Origin of the sequence: Actinoplanes sp. NBRC 101535 (assembly GCF_030269225.1) — a bacterium.
Lineage (GTDB): Bacteria > Actinomycetota > Actinomycetes > Mycobacteriales > Micromonosporaceae > Actinoplanes > Actinoplanes rectilineatus.
The window spans coordinates 37847-54750 of the sequence record NZ_BSSY01000008.1 but is presented as its reverse complement, the minus strand read 5'-3'; the positions used below and the strand labels follow the sequence as shown (position 1 = coordinate 54750).

The following is a 16904-nucleotide window of genomic DNA, read 5'->3' as shown; positions in this document are numbered from 1 at the left end:
TCGACCTCCATGATGGAGGTTATGCCCCGGTCACTGAGTTACGCGGATGCCGTCCGTCTCCTGGGCGGCCAGGACAGCAGGACCGTCACCGCCATCGAGAGGGTCGCCGGTGCCCTGATGCTCGGCACCGCGCCGGTGGTCTCCGAGGTACTGGGCTGGTTCGACGCCAAGGGCGAACTGGTCCGGCTGAGCCACGACCTGGTCCGATCCCTCTCCGAACGCCGCAGCGGCCTGTCCCGCCACTCCCGCACCGAACGCCTGGAGGCCGCCCACACGGTCCTGGTGATCACGTCGTTCTTCGAGGCCCTGAACGACGTGCGGCTGCCACTGACCCTCGACGAACTGGCGCTGACCGCCGAGGAGCAGGCCGGTCTCACCGGCCGGCGCACCCTGGAACCCGGCAGGTCGATGGTGTTGATCCTGCAGACCAGCGGCCAGCCCCAGCCACAACCGCAGGAGGCGCCCGAGGCGTTCCGGGGCCGGCTGCTCGTCCACTACACGATCCTCCGCGGAGTCCTGCAGAAGTTCGTCGACGGGCTCTCCGTCGTGGACAGCCTCGACGACACCGGGAGGCGGCGACTCTCCGAAGCCTTCGACCGCGTCCCCGAGCACGCCTGCCGGCGCTACGACGAGTCGTTCCGGCGGTTGGCGGCCGACTTCCCCGAGGTCGCGTGCTGGGCCGGGCAGCGGGAACACCGGGCCACCCGGGCGGCCCTGGCCGAACTGGAGGAGGCACTCCAGGCGATCTCCACCGGCCGGGCGCCGGACGAACGCCGCGAAAGCCTGGCCCGGGCCTACCAGGCCGAGCTGAAACGGCCGGTCGTCGAGTCCGGGGACGCCCCGGAGGGGATCGTGGTGCCCGCCCTGTGCGAGGCCTACCTCCCGCCCCGCTTCCGGGCGGCCGGGGTCTCGCCCGCCGCCCGGATCAGCGAGGAGTCCTGGTGGTCCGCGCTCCCGGTCCGCGACGACCTGCGGGAGTTCCTGATCGGGCACCTGACGTCCCCGCAGGCCGTCCGGGCGCCGCTGCTCGTCCTGGGCCAGCCCGGTTCGGGCAAGTCGGTGCTGACCCGGGTGCTGGCCGCCCGGCTGCCGGCCGCCGACTTCCTGCCGGTCCGGGTGGTGCTGCGCGACGTCACCGCCGCCGAGGACTTCCAGGACCGTCTCGAACACGCGGTCCGCAAGGCCACCGGCGAACGCGTCGACTGGCCGGCCCTGATCCGCTCGGCACCCGACACCCTGCCGGTGATCCTGCTGGACGGCTTCGACGAACTCCTGCAGGCGACCGGCGTCAGCCAGACCGACTACCTGGTCAAGGTGGCCGCCTTCCAGCGCCGCGAGGCCGAGCAGGGCCGGCCGACGGCGGTGATCGTCACCAGCCGCACGGCGGTCGCCGACCGGGCGCGTACCCCGGAGGAGACCGTCGCACTACGCCTGGAACCCTTCGACGACGGCCAGGTGCGGGCCTGGCTGGACATCTGGAACGCGGCCAACCCCGGCACGCCGCCGGTCCCCGCGGCGACCGTGCTGGCCCACCCGGACCTCGCCGAACAACCGCTGCTCCTGCTGATGCTCGCGCTCTACGCGGGCGGCGGCGGCACTCTCCAGCAGGGCCTTCACACCCACCAACTGTACGAACGGCTGCTCCACGACTTCGCCGAACGCGAGGTCGCCAAGCACCGTCCGGGCCTGCCCGGCCGCGAGTTCCGGGACGCCGTCGAGAACGAGCTGCGGCGCCTGTCCGTGGTGGCGTTCGCCATGTTCAACCGGGGCGCGCAATGGGTCACCGAGGCCGGCCTGGACGACGACCTCACCGCACTCCTCGGCCACCCGGGTGCCGCCCCGGCCAGCGGCCTGCGCCCGGCGCTGCGGGACGCCGAACGCCAACTCGGCCGGTTCTTCTTCATCCACCGCGCCCGGGCCGCACACGACGACACCCGGATGGAGACCTACGAGTTCCTGCACGCCACCTTCGGCGAATACCTGGTCGCCCGCCTGACCTGCCAGGTACTGGCCGACATGGCCGCCCGCGAGTCCGCCTCGACGATGTCGTTCGGCGCGGCCGAGGCCGACGACGACCTGCTCCGCGCCCTGCTGTCGTTCCAGCCGTTGAGCGCCCGCACGCCGATCATGACCTTCCTCGCCGCCCTGGCTCCGGCAGATGGCCGCGATAATTTACGCAATATCCTGATCCGTCTGTTTCGAGCGGTCCCCTACACACCACCCGCCCACCGATTCGCCGCCTACCGGCCCAGCCCCGCGAGCGAGCCCGCCCGATACGCCGCCTACAGCGCCAACCTTCTCCTGTTGTGCGTCTTCCTCACCGGAGAGCTGGCAGCCTCCGATCTCTACGGGCCCGACCGCGACATCTACGACGCCTGGCACAGCGACACTCTCCTGTGGCACTCCCAGCTCTCCCACCCGAGCGGCTGGATCAGTCTGACCGAGACGATCGAGTTGGACCGGATCTGGTCCGGCGGACGGCGCGACCTACGGCTCGCCGCCCTGCCTCATCGATCGACCCGGATCAAACCGGTCGACGTCTTCTGGACGCTCGACATCAGTCCCGACCGGGCCGATCGCGCCGATCTCGTGTCACGGCGGAACAATCTGAGTCCCGCCTCCCTGCGCCAAACGGCCACCTTCGCCGTCAGTTCCGCCACCGACGTGACCCAGCACACCGTCGAACCGCTGTACACGAACCTGGGATTCGCCGTGACCAGCTTCGTGGGGTCCGTATCGGCAGCCCACCTTCTGATGCGGTTGTGGACCAACCCGTCGCCGGAGATCTACCTCGCCGCCACCGACGTCGTCACCCGCGACCTCCAGTGGACCGGCGCGGACCAACGGAGTTACAGCGTCCACATTCTCGACCGGCTGCAGACGGACCCGGAGGCGACGGCCGACCTCGCCCTCAGTGTCCTGGATACGCTGCTCGGCGCCCGGTTGTCCTTCGATTTCCGGCTGCTCCACGCCTTCCTCGGGGTGATGATGCGATTTCTGGGCCGGAACTCGGAGGATGACGCCCTCCAGCACGGCCTTCTGGAACGCCTCCCGATAGCCGAAATCGCCGCCGAGCCGACCGCCCCGGCCTGGCTGCTGGACCGGATCGCCGAGCTGACCGGCCGCGAACCGGGGTGATGGAGGGCAGCTCCTCCATCACCCCGCAGCGTCCAGACACGTTTCGTGGCTAGGGTGCGAAGCCCGTCCGCGTGGTGATTTCGGGCGCGCTGGACGCCCCAATTCACCACACCCGTGGCGGTGTGGTGAATACGGGCGCGCTCGACGCCCCAAATCACCACACCCCTGGCGGTGTGGTGAATACGGGCGCGCTCGACGCCCCAAATCACCACACCCCTGGCGGTGTGGTGAATACGGGCGCGCTGCACGCCCCAAATCACCACACCCCTGGCGGTGTGGTGAATACGGGCGCGCTGAGCGCCCGAAATCACCACAGAGGCAGACCCTGACTGACTCATTAGGTGTCTAGCAGGCGCCGAGGTTCTGCCACGGGCCGTACGGGTCGCCCGGCTGCTGGGCCCGCGTCCACCACCGGGCCTGCCACCGCCGGCCCGAGTGCACCACCACCTCGTCACCGGTGTAGATCCACGACGGCGTCCAGGCGGTGTAGCCTGCGGTCCCGCAGACGACCGGCGCGCCCACCTCGGCCCAGGGCCCGGTCACCGAGGCGCCGGGTGTCTCGCCGCGGGTCCACCACTGGGCCGCGAAGACCCGGGAGGAGTGCCGGACCCGGTCGCCGGCGACGTAGACGGCGTCTGCCGCCCAGGCGCTGACGGGGTCGCCGGTGCGGGCCACCGCGAGCCAGCTGATCACCGGGTCGGCGGAGCCGGTCTTCGCCACCGTGTAGGTCACGACTGTCGGGGTGGGCACGGTGAACGTGACGGTGCCGGTGGCCCGGGTGGTGGACGAGCTGAGCGCGACCGGGGTGCCGGTCACCGTGGTGCCGTCGACGGTGACGGTCTGCGACATGGCCCGGGTCTGGCTCCACCATTCGGCGAAGCCGGCGGTCAGCACATAGGTACCGGCGTCCAGCGGCAGCCGGTAGCGGATGGTCTTGTTGCTGCCCGCCCAGGTGCCGGTGGAGAACTTGTCGGTGACGTCGGTGCCGGATTTGACGGTGATGCCGTCGTCGACGTAGCCCCAGGTGGTGGCGGAGGTGGAGATCTGGTCCGGCACCTGGTTGACGATGCCGCGCACGGCGGCGAACTGCGGCGAGGTCTGCCCGGCGGGCACCCCGGCGTCGATGTAGTAGACCAGCGACGCCGGCACCACCTCATAACGGGCGGTGATCGCCTGCTTGCGGCCGTCCGCGTACGCCTCGTTCGTCCAGCCCTCCACGGTGACCGTCGTCCACAGCGGCCGGGCGGTGGTGCGGCTGGCAGGCGTCCAGGTGACCGCCCGTTCCCGCCCGTCGATGGTGACGCTCGCCGGCAGGTCGCCGGTGTTCTGCACCGCACCGGCGAGTCCCAGGTCGCGCACCGTGTCGGTGACGTTTGAGGGCCGCAGACCGTCGTACGCCGCGATGAGCCGGGCCGCGATCTCGTTGACGCCGATCGTGTCCAGGCCGGGCTGCCCGGAGAGCGCCGCCACCGCCTGTGCCCGGGTCGCGGCGAAGACCGCCCAGGTCCGCGCCGACCAGTCGGCTTCGGCGGGGGTTCCGACGGCGGCCAGGGCGTTGCGGATCGGCGCGGTGTCGACGGCGCCGGTCACCTCACCGGAGATCGCGGTGACCGCGTCGAGCACCAGGGTGCCGGTACGCAGCGTGAACGTGGCCCGGTGCGGGCCGGCGGCGAGGCCGCGCAGCGTGTACGTGGCCTGCCGTTTACCACTGGCCCGGGTGGTCGCGCCGAGGGCCAGTGGCGTCCCGTCGACGGTGACGTCCAGGGTGGCGCCGCCGGTGTTGCCGCCGATCAGGTCCAGTCCGGTGCCCTGGAATTCGGTCGTCACGGTGGAGCCGGCCACAGCGCTGGTGCTGGTGGTCCGGTGCCAGTCCATCGCGTCACCGGCCGAGGCCCGGTGACTCCACGTGCCGGTGTAGGCGAGAGCGCTGTCCATGTCGTCGACGAGTGTCGACGCGTACGCCGAGAAGCCGTCGATCTTTTCGATCTTGAGGTTGTCGAAGCCGGTGCGGTAGAAGTCGCTGGACAGGTTGACCCGCCCGGCCAGTTCCGGTGCCGGGTCGGTCCAGCTGTGGACCGCGGTGCCGTCGACGAACGCGGTGACCGTCGCGCCCTTCGCCTCGACCGCCAGCCGGTACGCACCGGCGGCGGGCCGGGTGCCGGTGGCGATGGTCGTGCCGCGCTTGAAGAAGGTCCAGGTCCCGGAGCGGTCGATGCGGATGCGGTAGGCGGCGCTGTCCGCGGTCATCCCGCTCTGCTGGCGGACGCCGAGACCGGCCGAGCCGCCCGCCGGGTCGGGGAACGACACGTCGGCGCTCGCCCGGTAGTTCTGCCAGCGGAAGTCACCGACCAGGGTGTTCGGGGTGGTGCGGTTCCACGCCGCGGTGTCCTTCATCGACTGGTCGAGGTATTGATAGAGCGTGCCGTCCGCGCCGACCTGCCAGGCGCCGGTCTGGTCGACGAGGTACCGCGGCTCGTGACCCCGCGACGCCAGGTACGGCTGGGTCTGCCGCTCGGCGCCGTTGCCGACGCCCACCTCGACCGGGCCCTCGTCGGCGTATCCGAAGTCGTCGGCGTAGAGAACGTCGCCGTCGTCCAGGACGGTGCGCTCCCCCGTCTCGGGCAGCCGCCGGCTGGTCTCCGGGTCGGCGCTGCGGTCCAGGGTGGTGAAGGTGACGATCGACCGCGGCTGCACCGCGAAGGTGTAGAAGCCGTCGTCGCCGGGCTGCAGCTCGGCCACCGGCCGCAGGTATCCGGCGGCCCGGGTCTCCCAGACCTCCATCGTGGGGTCCGCGCCGAGGTCCATCTCCTGGGCCTTGATGCGGTACGTCTTGGTGCGGTCGCTGTCGTTGACCGCGATCGTGGAGAAGTCCCGCCGGTCCGGGTCGGCCAGGGTCATGTAGCTGGCCGCGCCGTTGGATCCGTCGATGTTCTCGGTGCCGGTGACCCCGCTCCAGCTGGCTTCCGGCACGGTGCGCCAGATGCCCGCGGTGTTGTCGTCGTTCTCCCAGCCGACCGTGGCGAAGCTGGTGAAGTGGCGCATGACGTAGATCGCCGCGTCGTAGTGGATGGCACCCGACCACGGGTCGCGGGCGCTGAGCAGTTCCTTGTGGCTGTACTGCGCGCCCTCGTAGAAGGAGCCGATCGCGGGCTGGAAGATGTAGTGGGTCCGCTTGGACCGGTAGTAGCCCTTGACGCTGCGGTTGGCCAGGTCGAGGGCGCTCTGCAGGCCGCCGATGCCGGTGCTCGCGCCGTCCGGCCCCTCGTTGTTGTTGACCCGGTAGTCGGTGAAGCCGAAGGAGCCGACCCCCTCGCTGTACCAGACCTCCTTGTCACGCCGGGTGGCGAGTTTGGTGTACGGCTCGTAGGTGTTGCTGTCGGCGGCCCCGTCGTAGCGGTCGTCGGTGTTGTAGTGGTAGCCGACCGCGTCGACCATCGAGAACAGTTCCGGGTCGTTCAGCAGCGCCGGCCCGATGTTCTTGGTCTGGTTCTCGTCGGACGCGACGATCTTGATGCCGTGGTACGCCGTGGCGGCCGCGGCCTGCTTCTCGGCCGGAATGCCGTACCGCGGATCGGCGAAGTCGTCATCGGTCGCCACCGCGTCGACGTAGTACTTGATGAACGAGACGTCCGGGTTGCCGGTCTCGTTGGTGTCCGGGTTGACGTAGTCGACCATGTAGCCGTACTTCTCGTACGCGTCGAGGATGGTCTCCTTGTACCACCGGTACATCTCGTCCCGGCCGGTTCCGGCGCTCCACGCGGCCTGCACCCAGTAGGGCATGGTCCAGCGCAGGATCGAGACCTTGAGGTCCGGGTTGACCGTCTTGGCGTCGGCGGCGAGCTGGAATCCCGGCGACCGTGAGGCGTCGGCGAGTTCGTCGGCGGTCCGCATCGTCGCGGCGTCCGCGCCGGTGGAGTTGTTGGTGTCGGAGCCCATCTCCATCTTGACGTGGGTGATCAGCGGATGTGTCCCGCCGAACAGCACGTCGATGAGCTGCCAGTACCGCTGCGGGTGCTCCGCCTTGTAGTCCATCAGCAGGTTGCTGGTGCTGTTGGCGCTGATCAGGCCGAGCCCCTTGTAGGTGAGGCCGTTGACGTTGTCCTTGTGGACGTCGGTCCCGTCCACGATCACCTCGACGACGTCGTCGGCGTCGGCCGCGGCCGCGGGCGGCACGCCCACCAGCCCCCACAGCAGCGCCGCCGACATCGCGACGCATCCCGCCTTCCCACGTCCTCCGCGCAGTGCGCTGCTCATCCGCGTCGCGACTCCTCACCGGTGACGAACCTGTTACGGGAGTAAACCGCTCGCAATAAGACACGTCAATGCCTCAATCAATCAGAAACGATCAAAGACATTCAAAGAACACGGTCAAAATCCCTGTGATGTGTACGAATCGAAGCGCTCTCTTCCCGCACCGGAGACCCCGCGGCCCCCGCTCCCGAACCCGCAGAGTCCCGCCGTGATCGTTTCTGATCACTTTCCGGACGGCGATCCACAGTGAACTCTGAGGAAACGTCGAGCTTCCTATCGATGTACTTCAATTTAAGCTCCCAGGATATCCCCACACCTTCCGGACGACCGCGTCCGGATTCGGAGAGGACCTGTCGATGAGATCCAGCATTCCGCGGGGCGCTGTGCCCGCGGCGGCCGGGGCGTTCGCCGTCACCCTGGTGACCGCCTCGGCGGTGGCGATGGCGGCCGCGCCGGCCACCACCCCGGCCCCGTCGCTCCAGGCCGTGGCCCACACCCCGGGCACCGCGGCGTCCGAGGCCCGCACCCACCTCCGGCCCGACCACGAGAGCGCACGACCGGACGACCGGAACCGCCCGCACCCCGCCGAGCGCCGCATCCGCCTGACCGGGCGCACCGCCCGGGCCGCCGGGCCGGGCGTCACCGTGGACGGCGCGGTGGTGACGATCGGGTCACCCGGCACCTACCGCATCAGCGGAACCCTGACCGACGGTCAACTGGTGGTGGACAGCCCGGGCGACGGCGCGGTCCGGCTGATCCTCGCCGGAGTGTCGATCAGCAGCTCGACCACCGCGCCGCTGGTCGTCGCGGCGGCCGGGCGGGCCGAGGTGGTGCTCGCGCCGGGCACCGCCAACACGCTGTCCGACGGCGCCACCGAACGGGACGAACCGAACGCCGCCCTGTTCAGCGCCGCCGCCCTGACCATCGGCGGAACCGGCTCGCTCACCGTCACCGCCAACGCGGACGACGGCGTCACCAGCACCGACGGCCTGGTCGTCACGGGCGGCACGATCACCGTGAACGCCGTCGACGACGGGATCCGCGGCCGGGACTACGTGGTGGTCGACGGCGGCACGATCACCGTGACCACGGCCGGCGGCGACGCCCTGAAGTCGGACGGCGAGGAGGCGACCACCGGGTACGTCGCGGTCACCGGCGGCTCGGTGACCGCCACCGCCGGCGACGACGGCCTCTCCGCCGCCTCCGACGTGCTCATCGACGGGGGATCCGTCGCGGTCACCGCCACCGGCAAGGGCCTCCACAGCAAAAGATCGACACTGCTCAGCGAGGGTACGGTCACCGTCGACACCACCGATGACGGCGTGCATGCCGACGACGCGATCACCGTCGACGGCGGCCGTCTCACCGTGGGCAGCGGCGACGACGGACTGCACGCCGAGGGCACCGTGGGGATCAGCGCCGGCGAGGTCACCGTGACCCGGTCGTACGAGGGGATCGAGGGCCTCAAGGTCCTGATCAGCGGTGGCGTCGTCCGCGCCGCCTCGGCGACCGACGACGCGGTCAACGCGGTGGAGGAGGGTGTCGGCGACTTCGAGCCCGCGCCCAACGCGCTGATCGCGATCAGCGGCGGCACGGTGATCGTCGACGGCGGGACGGACGGCCTGGACTCCAACGGAACGCTGAGCATCTCCGGCGGTGTGGTCGTGTCCACCGGCTCGGCCCGGATCGGCGGTGGCGAGGGTGCCCTCGACGCGAACGGTCCCCTCCTGTTCACCGGCGGCACGGCCGTCGCCGCCGGCATCAACGTGATCGCCACCCAGGCGCCCACCAGCGGTCAGGGCTGGGCGATCTACGGCTTCGCCGCCAACCAGCCGGCCGGCACGGTGGTCCACCTGGTCGGCGAGGACGGCGTCCCGCTGCTCACCTATGTGGCCACCAAGGTCTTCAAGGGCGTCCTGTTCACGTCTGCGCAGATCACGACCGGCAGCCACTACATGATCTACACCGGTGGCGCCCCCGGTCCGATCGCACTCGCCGACGGCTTCTCCACCGGCGGCGACCTGACGGGTGCGACCCCGATCGTGGAGCTGACCGCCGGCACGGTCGCCGGCGACGGACAAGGCTTCCCCGGCGGGGGCGGACCGGGCGGCCCGCGCCCGAGCGGTTCGTTCCCCGGCGGCCCCCGGCCGAGCGGGTCCTTCCCCGGCGGCCCGCGCCCGAGCGGCTCGGTCCCGACCGGCCTCCCCACCCCGTCGGCTCCGGCCGACCCGTCAGTCACCCCCGACCCCACCCCGACGGACGACCCGCAGCCCTCGACCTCGACCTCGACCGCCTGACCCTCCAGACGCCGACGGCAGCCGCACCCGCCCATGGTGGTGGGTGCGGCTGCCGCCGGGAGCCGGTTACAGCGGAAGGGACGGCTGGTCGACGGCCCAGAGCCAGGATCCGTCCGGCTGGCGGCGGGCGATCTCGACCGTCAGCTGGCCGGTCGGCACGCGGGACGCGGTCAGCGCCAGGTCGCCGTTGATCAGGGCCGGCTGCTGGACGCCCGGCACCAGCACGAGGCCCAGTGCGACGAACTGCTCCATGGCCTTGCGGATCTCGTCGTGGCCGGTCGACAGGGTGCCCGGCGGGAACGCCAGCACCGCGTCCGGCTCGAACAACGCGACCAGCCCGTCGACGTCGCCCTCGTTGGCCAGCTCGATGAAGAACAGTGCGAGATCGTTCGGCTCGGCGGCCACCCTCTTCGTCATGCGGCCATCCTGGCAGCCGTCCGATCCCCGAAGAACCGATGAACCACGGCGCTCCGACCGAACTATCCATTCAGAGTGGACATTACCGAAATCGAAGATCTCCCTCATCCTGCGCCCCGCTCAGGAGGCAGAACGGCCGCCGTTCCGAGAACGAAACGACGGCCGCCTGGCTTCGGGAGGGGAACCGCTATCGCAGGGTCAGGGTGGCGGTGTCCTGGTCGGCGGCGATCTCGACGACCGTGTCACCGGCCTCGACCCGCCACGGCAGCGCGTCCCCGGCCCGCGTCACCCGGATCTCCGCGCCGTCGCGCACCACGGTGAAGACGCTCTCCGTTCCGGCCTCCAGGCCCGGCACCCGCACGGTCGTACTGTCGGCGAGGTCGGCGAAGAGGCGCAGGGTGACGCCGTCGCGGAAGTCGTAGTCGGGGCGGTCCCGGCGGGCGCCCACCGGGATCACCGCTCCCGGCCGGACCAGCAGCGGCACGCTGTCGAAGCCGTGCGTCTCCGTCACCCAGCCGGGGCCTTCGACGATCTCCCCGGTCCGGTAACGGGTCCAGCGCCCGGCCGGCACGTAGTACGTGACCTCGCCGCCGGCCGTGAAGACCGGCGCCACCAGCAGGTCGTCGCCGAGCATGTACTGCCGGTCGAGGTGGGTCACCGCCGGGTCGTCCGGGAACACGAACGTCGTCGGGCGCATCACCGGCACGCCGGTCTCGTGCGCCACGTGGGCGGCGCCGAACAGGTACGGCATCAACCGGTACTTGAGGTGCGTGAAGGTCCGCAGGACGTCCACGGCCTCCTCGTCGAAGAGCCACGGCACCCGGTACGACGACGACCCGTGCAGCCGGCTGTGCGACGACAGCAGGCCGAACGCGATCCACCGCTTGAACACCGCCGGATCGGGCATGCCTTCGAATCCGCCGATGTCGTGGCTCCAGAATCCGAAACCGGACGACATCAGTGACAGCCCGCCGCGCAGGCTCTCCGCCATCGACTCGAAGGTGCTGGAGTTGTCGCCGCCCCAGTGCACCGGGAACTGCTGGCCGCCGACGGTCGCCGAGCGGGCGAACAGCACCGCCTCACCCTCGCCGCGCAGTTCCCGCAGAACGTCGAAGACCACCTTGTTGTAGAGCTGCGTGTAGTAGTTGTGCATCCGTTCCGGGTCGGATCCGTCGTGCCACACCACATCGGTGGGTACGCGTTCGCCGAAGTCCGACTTGAACGCGTCGACGCCCATCTCCACCAGGGGACGCAGTTTGCTCGCGTACCATTCGCAGGCTTCGGGGTTGGTGAAGTCGACCAGGCCCATGCCGGCCTGCCACAGGTCCCACTGGAAGACGTCGCCGTTGGCGCGCTTCACCAGATATCCGGCGGCCGCGGCCTCGGCGAACAACGGCGAGCGCTGCGCGATGTACGGGTTGATCCACAGGCAGGTGTGCAGTCCGCGGTCGGCGAGCCGTTTGAGCATGCCCGGCGGGTCGGGGAACACCCGGGAGTCCCACTCGAAGTCACACCAGTTGAACTCGCGCATCCAGAACGTGTCGAAGTGGAACACGCTCAGCGGCAGGTCCCGGTCGGCCATCCCGCCGATGAACTTGTTGACCGTCTCCTCGTCGTAGGAGGTGGTGAACGAGGTGGTCAGCCACAGGCCGAACGACCAGGCCGGCGGGAGTGCCGGGCGCCCGGTCAGCGCGGTGTACTTGCGGATGATGTCAGCCTGGGTCGGGCCGTGGATGACCAGGTAGGAGAGCTCCTGCCCGGCGACGCTGAACTGGGTGCGGGTGACCATCTCGGAGGCCACCTCGAAGGAGACCTTGCCGGGGTGGTCGACGAGCACGCCGTACCCGCCGTTGGTCAGGTAGAACGGGACGTTCTTGTACGCCTGCTCGCTGCTGGTCCCGCCGTCCTCCTGCCAGATGTCGACCGTCTGGCCGTTCTTGATCAGCGGGCCGAAGCGCTCGCCGAGGCCGGTGACGACGTGCCCGACGCCGAGGTCGAGCTGCTCGTGCACGTAGGACCCGTCGGCCGAGGCGACGATCCCCATGCCCTTCCAGCCGCTGCCGGTGAGGCGGCGCCCGTCGGCGTCGAGGAAGTCGAGCCCCCACTTCTCCCCCGGGTTGAACCGCGCGGTCAGCGACCCGGACGTCAGCGAGTGGTCATCCACGATCACGGGCACCGGGGACGACGCGACCGAGAAGTTCGGGTACAGCGGACGTGTCCCGCTGAAATGGGAGACGTCGACCCGGATCACGTCGGCGGCCGGCGACGACACCTTTATCGTGATCAGCCCGGAGTTCAGGGTGTCCCCCCGGTGCGTGACCGGGCGCGTCGCCGCCCACACCGTCAGGGAATCGGGGGCCGCCGCGGAATCCTGGAAATGCGCGGGATGAAGAACCGTGAGACCAGCACGCTTACGCCAATAGCCGTCGGTGAACTTCATGATGATCCTTTACTTGATGGCACCGGCAGCGATGCCGCGCGTGAGGGTCCGCTGGAAGATCAGGAAGAAGAGCAGGGCGGGCAGAATGCCGATCAGGGCCGACGCGCTGGTCGTGGTGGCGTCCATCATCCGGTCGCCCTGGAGGACGCCCAGGGCCACCGGAACCGTCTGGTTGTCGTTCGAGACGAGGAAGACCAGCGGCAGGAAGAACTCGTTCCATGTCCAGATGAAGAAGAACGTGAACAGCACCCCGAGGGTCGGCATGCTGATCGGGACCACCACCCGCCAGAGCGTGCGCCACCGGCCGGCGCCGTCGACCTCGGCCGCATCCAGCAGTTCCCGGGGGAATTCGGCATAGACCGAGGTGAGCAGGTACGTGCCGAACGCGCTCTGGATGACGGTGAAGATGATGACGACCGCGATCAGGCTGTCGTAGAGGCCGATCTCCTTGGAGATGTAGTAGAGCGGGTAGACCAGCACCTCCTGCGGGAGCAGGTTGGCGACCAGGAAGAACACCAGGAACCAGACCCGGCCCTTGACCCGGCCGATGCCCAGCGCGTACGCGTTGAGAATCGACAGCAGCACGCCGAGCACGGCGACGACCAGGCTGGTGACGAAGCTGTTCCAGAGCTTCTGGCCGAAGTTCACCCGGTTCCAGAAGTCGACGATCCCGTCCCAGTAGAGACTTGTCGGTATCGACAGCGGGCCGTTGCTCGCGTACTCGGCGGGGCTCTTGACCGCGTTGATCGCCACCACGAGCAGCGGCGCGAGGATCAGCAGCAGCAGGACCGCCAGGACGGCGAGCACCACGAACCGGACCGGGTTGCGGTGCCGGGCGGCTTTCGGTGTCACCGGTGACGGCGGCGCCGCCGGGGGCGAGATGGTGACGGTCATGCCCGGTCCTCCGCCCGGTTCTGCAGGCGCAGGAACACGAACGCGAGGATGACGATCAGCACCGTCAACACCGTCGAGATCGCGGACCCGTACCCCACCTGGGCTTTCTCGAAGAAGTTCTTGTACGCGAAGTACGACGGCACCAGCGTCGCGTTGCTCGGTCCACCGCCGGTCAGCACGAACACCTGCCCGAAGATCTTCAGCGAGGCGATCGTGGTGGTCACCAGGACCACGTAGAACTCCGGACGGATCATGTAGACCGTGATCCGGCGGAACTTCTGCCACCAGCCGGCGCCGTCGAGATCCGCCGCCTCGTAGAGCGACGGGTCGATGCGCTGCAGGCCGGACATGAACATCACGATCGGGTAGCCGAGCTGGAACCAGATCATCACGCCCATCACGCTGTACAGCGCGTAGTCCGGGTCGCCGAGCCAGTCCTTGGCCAGGCCGGTGAGACCGACCGTCTCCAGGATCCGGTTGAGCGCGCCGTAGCCGGGGTGCAGGATCCAGCCCCAGACGATGCCGGTGACGGCGACCGGCAGCACCTGCGGCACGTAGTAGCCGGACCGGAAGAGCCCGGCCCACCGGTCGCCGAAGTGTTTGGCGATGTAGTCGAAGAGCACCGCTGCCAGGAGCAGGCCGAGCAGGGTGGGGATCACCGCCATCGCGATGATCAGCAGGGCGATGTGCCCGAAGGACGCCCAGAACAGCGAGTCGGCGAAGAGCCGGGTGTAGTTGTCGAAGCCGACCCAGCGGGGGCTGCCGACGCCGGTCCACTTGGTGAAGCTGACGTACACCGTCATCACCAGCGGGACGACGATGACGGCGACCGAGGCGATGACTCCCGGTATCAGGTAGGGCGCGTACCCATGGCGTTTCACGGCCGATCCTTTCCCGCCCGTCGCGGGCGGCGTCCGGGGACGCCACCCGCGGCGAGTCTCACTTGCCCAGGTCGGCCAGGTTCTCGTTGTACGGTCCGGCGATCTCGTCGAGCACCGCGTCCGGCGTCTTCGAGCCGCTGATCAGCCCCTGCATGCCGGCGACCAGCACGTCGTAGTAGCCCGGCGCGGGCCAGTCCGGGTAGAACGCGAGACCGTCACTGGTCGAGATCTTGTTGAAGTTCTCGATCAGTTCCTTGTTCTTCGGGTCGGTGATCTGCGAGACGTCCGCCGCGACCGGGACACCGCCGCTGTTGCCGAGCAGCGCCTGCACCTCGGGCTGCATGGTGATGTCGATGAAGTCGTACGCGAGAGCCTTGGCCTTGCTCTTCTCCGGCACGACCCAGAGGTTGCCGCTGGAGCCCGGGTGCAGGGTGTTGCCCGGGAAGAGGAAGGTCCCCCACTCGAAGTCCTTGATCTCGTCGGCGAAGCGGCCGTACCACCAGCTGCCGGAGATCAGGATCGGGAACTTGCCCTGCGTGAAGGAGACGCCCATGTCCTCGGCCTTGATGCCGGACGAGTCCTTGGGGATGTAACCCTTGGCTACCCAGTCGGCGAAGGTCTGCGCGCCGTAGGTCAGCTGCGGGCCCTTGAAGTCGACCTTGTTCTTGTAGAGCTGGTAGTCGTCGACGAACGCCCGGTCGGCCTTGGAGAGCGCCAGCTCGTAGAAGATCTGCTGGGCGGGGTACTCGGCGCCGCCGACGGCGAGCGGGGTCACCTTGTTCTGGACGAAGGTGTCCATCACCGTGGTGAACTCGTCGAGCGTGGTCGGCACGGCGAGCTTGTACTTGTCGAAGAGGGCCTTGTTGTAATAGACCATCACGTACTCGCCGTAGTTGGGCACGCCGTAGAAGTTGCCGCTGCCCATGACGCCGTCTTCGTCGTACTTCGCGGTGGTCTGCAGGCTGGTGCTCAACTTCTTGTCCCAGCCCCGCGAGGTCACCTCCTCGGTGAGGTCGGTGAGCAGGCCCTGCTTGGAGAGCAGGCCGGCGGTCGCGTTGCCCTTGTTGTACTCGAGGATGTCCGGCGCGCTGTCGGAGTTGAGGATCATCTGGGCGTTCTGCTGGATCTGCTCGAAGCCCTTCTCCTCGAACTTCACCTCGACGCCGGGGTGGCTGGCCTTGAAGAGCTCGATCGCCTTGTTCCAGGCGATGCCCATGGCGCTGTTCGGGCCCTCGTAGTGCCAGAGGGTCAGGGACTTGGCGTCGGCGCCCTCGTCCTCGCCGCTGCCGCCGCCGCAGGCGGTCAGGGCCAGGGAAGCCGACAGGAGAAGGGCACCGGCGGCGAGGCCGCGTCGTGATCGAAACATGAACGTCCTCCCAGAGGGACTGGTCGAGGAAGCAGTGAGGGGTTGACTGTCGAAGCGCTTCGACGATGGAGGGGAATCCGTCGAAGCGCTTCGACGACTACTCTGCGCCAGACGCTAAGGAACGAGCGCCGTTCATGTCAACGGTGTGTCGGCGAGATTTCGCGACAGCTGTCCCGCTCCACCAGCTCAGGTGCCAGAAGACGGGTGTACTCGACCCGGCGCCCGTCGAGCAGCCGCATGACGGTCTCCACCGCCAGCGTGCCGACGTCGTGCGCCGGAATGTCGATCGAGGTGAGCTTCACCGGCATGGCGGTCGCCACATCCCGCGGGCACACCGCCACCACCGAGATGTCCTCCGGCACCCGCCGCCCGCTGGCCTGCAACAGGTCCAGCAGCGGCCGCAGCGCCTCCTCGTTGTGCACCACCAGGGCGGTCACCCCGGGCAGATCGGTGTCCAGATCCGCCAGGCACTCCCGGGCCCCGGCCGCCCCCGGCTCGCACGGGTGCGACAGCGTGCGCAGGTTCAGCTCCGCCGACGCCTCCAGGAAACCGGTGAGGAACCGGTCCGCATAGGTCGTCTGCCGCCGGTAGACGGCCGGCGACGGGCCGACCAGCCCGATCCGCTCGTGCCCCAGACCGGCCAGATGGGTCAGCGCCAGTTTGGCCGCCGCCCCGAAATCGAGATCCACGCAGGCGAGCCCGGCGTGATCCGCGGGCAGCCCGATCATCACCGACGGCTGCTTGAGCCGGCGCAGCGCCGGGATGCGCACGTCGTCGCGTTCCAGGTCCATCACTATCAACGCGTCGACCATGGTGCTGTGCGCGACGCGTTCCAGCCCGGCGGTGCCCTCGTCCTTGGTCAGCAGCAGCACGTCGTGGTTGTGCGCGCGGGCCGCGGTCACCACCGCCGTCGCGAACTGCATGATGACCGGCACGTTGACGTCCACCCGCAACGGCGCGACCAGCGCGATCACATTGGTCTTGCTGCTGGCCAGGGCACGTGCCCCGGCATGTGGGTGGAAACCGAGCTCGGCGATGGCGGCCTGCACCCGGGCGCGGGTCTCGGCCGAGATCGGGCGCCGCCCGCTCAGCACGTAGGACACCGTGCTGGCGGACACCCCGGCCGCCCGGGCGACGTCGTTGATCGTCGGCACGGTGCCTCCCCACGTCGACCGGTCGTTCCCGGCGGCCCTCCTACTGCTCAAGGCCACTCCTTTCGT

9 protein-coding genes are annotated in these 16904 nt (G+C 69.3%); 2 read left to right on the top strand and 7 right to left on the bottom strand.

Annotation, left to right across the window (positions count from 1 at the left end):
• The first annotated feature begins 21 nt into the window (after nucleotides 1-21).
• The gene (locus tag QSK32_RS22630; protein ID WP_285473076.1) at nucleotides 22-3138 is read left to right on the top strand and encodes an NACHT domain-containing protein; all 3117 of its coding nucleotides are present in this window, start codon (nucleotides 22-24) and stop codon (nucleotides 3136-3138) included.
• Nucleotides 3139-3483: 345 nt separating this feature from the next.
• Here the strand turns inward: QSK32_RS22630 and QSK32_RS22625 are convergent, their stop codons facing one another.
• Nucleotides 3484-7392, bottom strand: a complete 3909-nt coding sequence (locus tag QSK32_RS22625; protein ID WP_285473075.1) for a carbohydrate-binding protein — start codon at nucleotides 7390-7392, stop codon at nucleotides 3484-3486.
• Nucleotides 7393-7745: 353 nt separating this feature from the next.
• On the opposite strand from QSK32_RS22625, the gene QSK32_RS22620 reads away from it, so the two are divergent.
• Nucleotides 7746-9686: a carbohydrate-binding domain-containing protein gene (locus QSK32_RS22620; protein ID WP_285473074.1), complete on the top strand. Its 1941-nt coding sequence runs from the start codon at nucleotides 7746-7748 to the stop codon at nucleotides 9684-9686.
• A gap of 66 nt (nucleotides 9687-9752) precedes the next feature.
• Here the strand turns inward: QSK32_RS22620 and QSK32_RS22615 are convergent, their stop codons facing one another.
• The 6 genes from QSK32_RS22615 to QSK32_RS22590 all read right to left on the bottom strand — a co-directional run bounded on the left by QSK32_RS22615 (nucleotide 9753) and on the right by QSK32_RS22590 (nucleotide 16838).
• Nucleotides 9753-10103: a YybH family protein gene (locus tag QSK32_RS22615; protein WP_211275534.1), complete on the bottom strand. Its 351-nt coding sequence runs from the start codon at nucleotides 10101-10103 to the stop codon at nucleotides 9753-9755.
• A gap of 187 nt (nucleotides 10104-10290) precedes the next feature.
• Entirely contained in the window at nucleotides 10291-12543 is a 2253-nt protein-coding gene (yicI, locus tag QSK32_RS22610) for an alpha-xylosidase (RefSeq protein WP_285473073.1), read from the bottom strand.
• 9 nt (nucleotides 12544-12552) lie between these two features.
• Nucleotides 12553-13437, bottom strand: coding sequence for a carbohydrate ABC transporter permease (locus tag QSK32_RS22605; protein ID WP_083449460.1), 885 nt, complete (start codon nucleotides 13435-13437; stop codon nucleotides 12553-12555).
• Nucleotides 13434-14318, bottom strand: a complete 885-nt coding sequence (locus QSK32_RS22600; RefSeq protein ID WP_285473072.1) for a carbohydrate ABC transporter permease — start codon at nucleotides 14316-14318, stop codon at nucleotides 13434-13436. Before QSK32_RS22600 ends, QSK32_RS22605 begins: the two co-directional genes overlap by 4 nt.
• 58 nt (nucleotides 14319-14376) lie before the next feature.
• A complete protein-coding gene (locus QSK32_RS22595) occupies nucleotides 14377-15684 on the bottom strand; it encodes an extracellular solute-binding protein (protein WP_045746228.1) in 1308 nt (435 codons plus the stop codon).
• Between the two features lie 137 nt (nucleotides 15685-15821).
• Nucleotides 15822-16838 (bottom strand): LacI family DNA-binding transcriptional regulator, encoded by a 1017-nt coding sequence (locus QSK32_RS22590; RefSeq protein ID WP_045746229.1) that lies wholly within the window; start codon nucleotides 16836-16838, stop codon nucleotides 15822-15824.
• Between the last annotated feature and the right edge of the window lie 66 nt (nucleotides 16839-16904).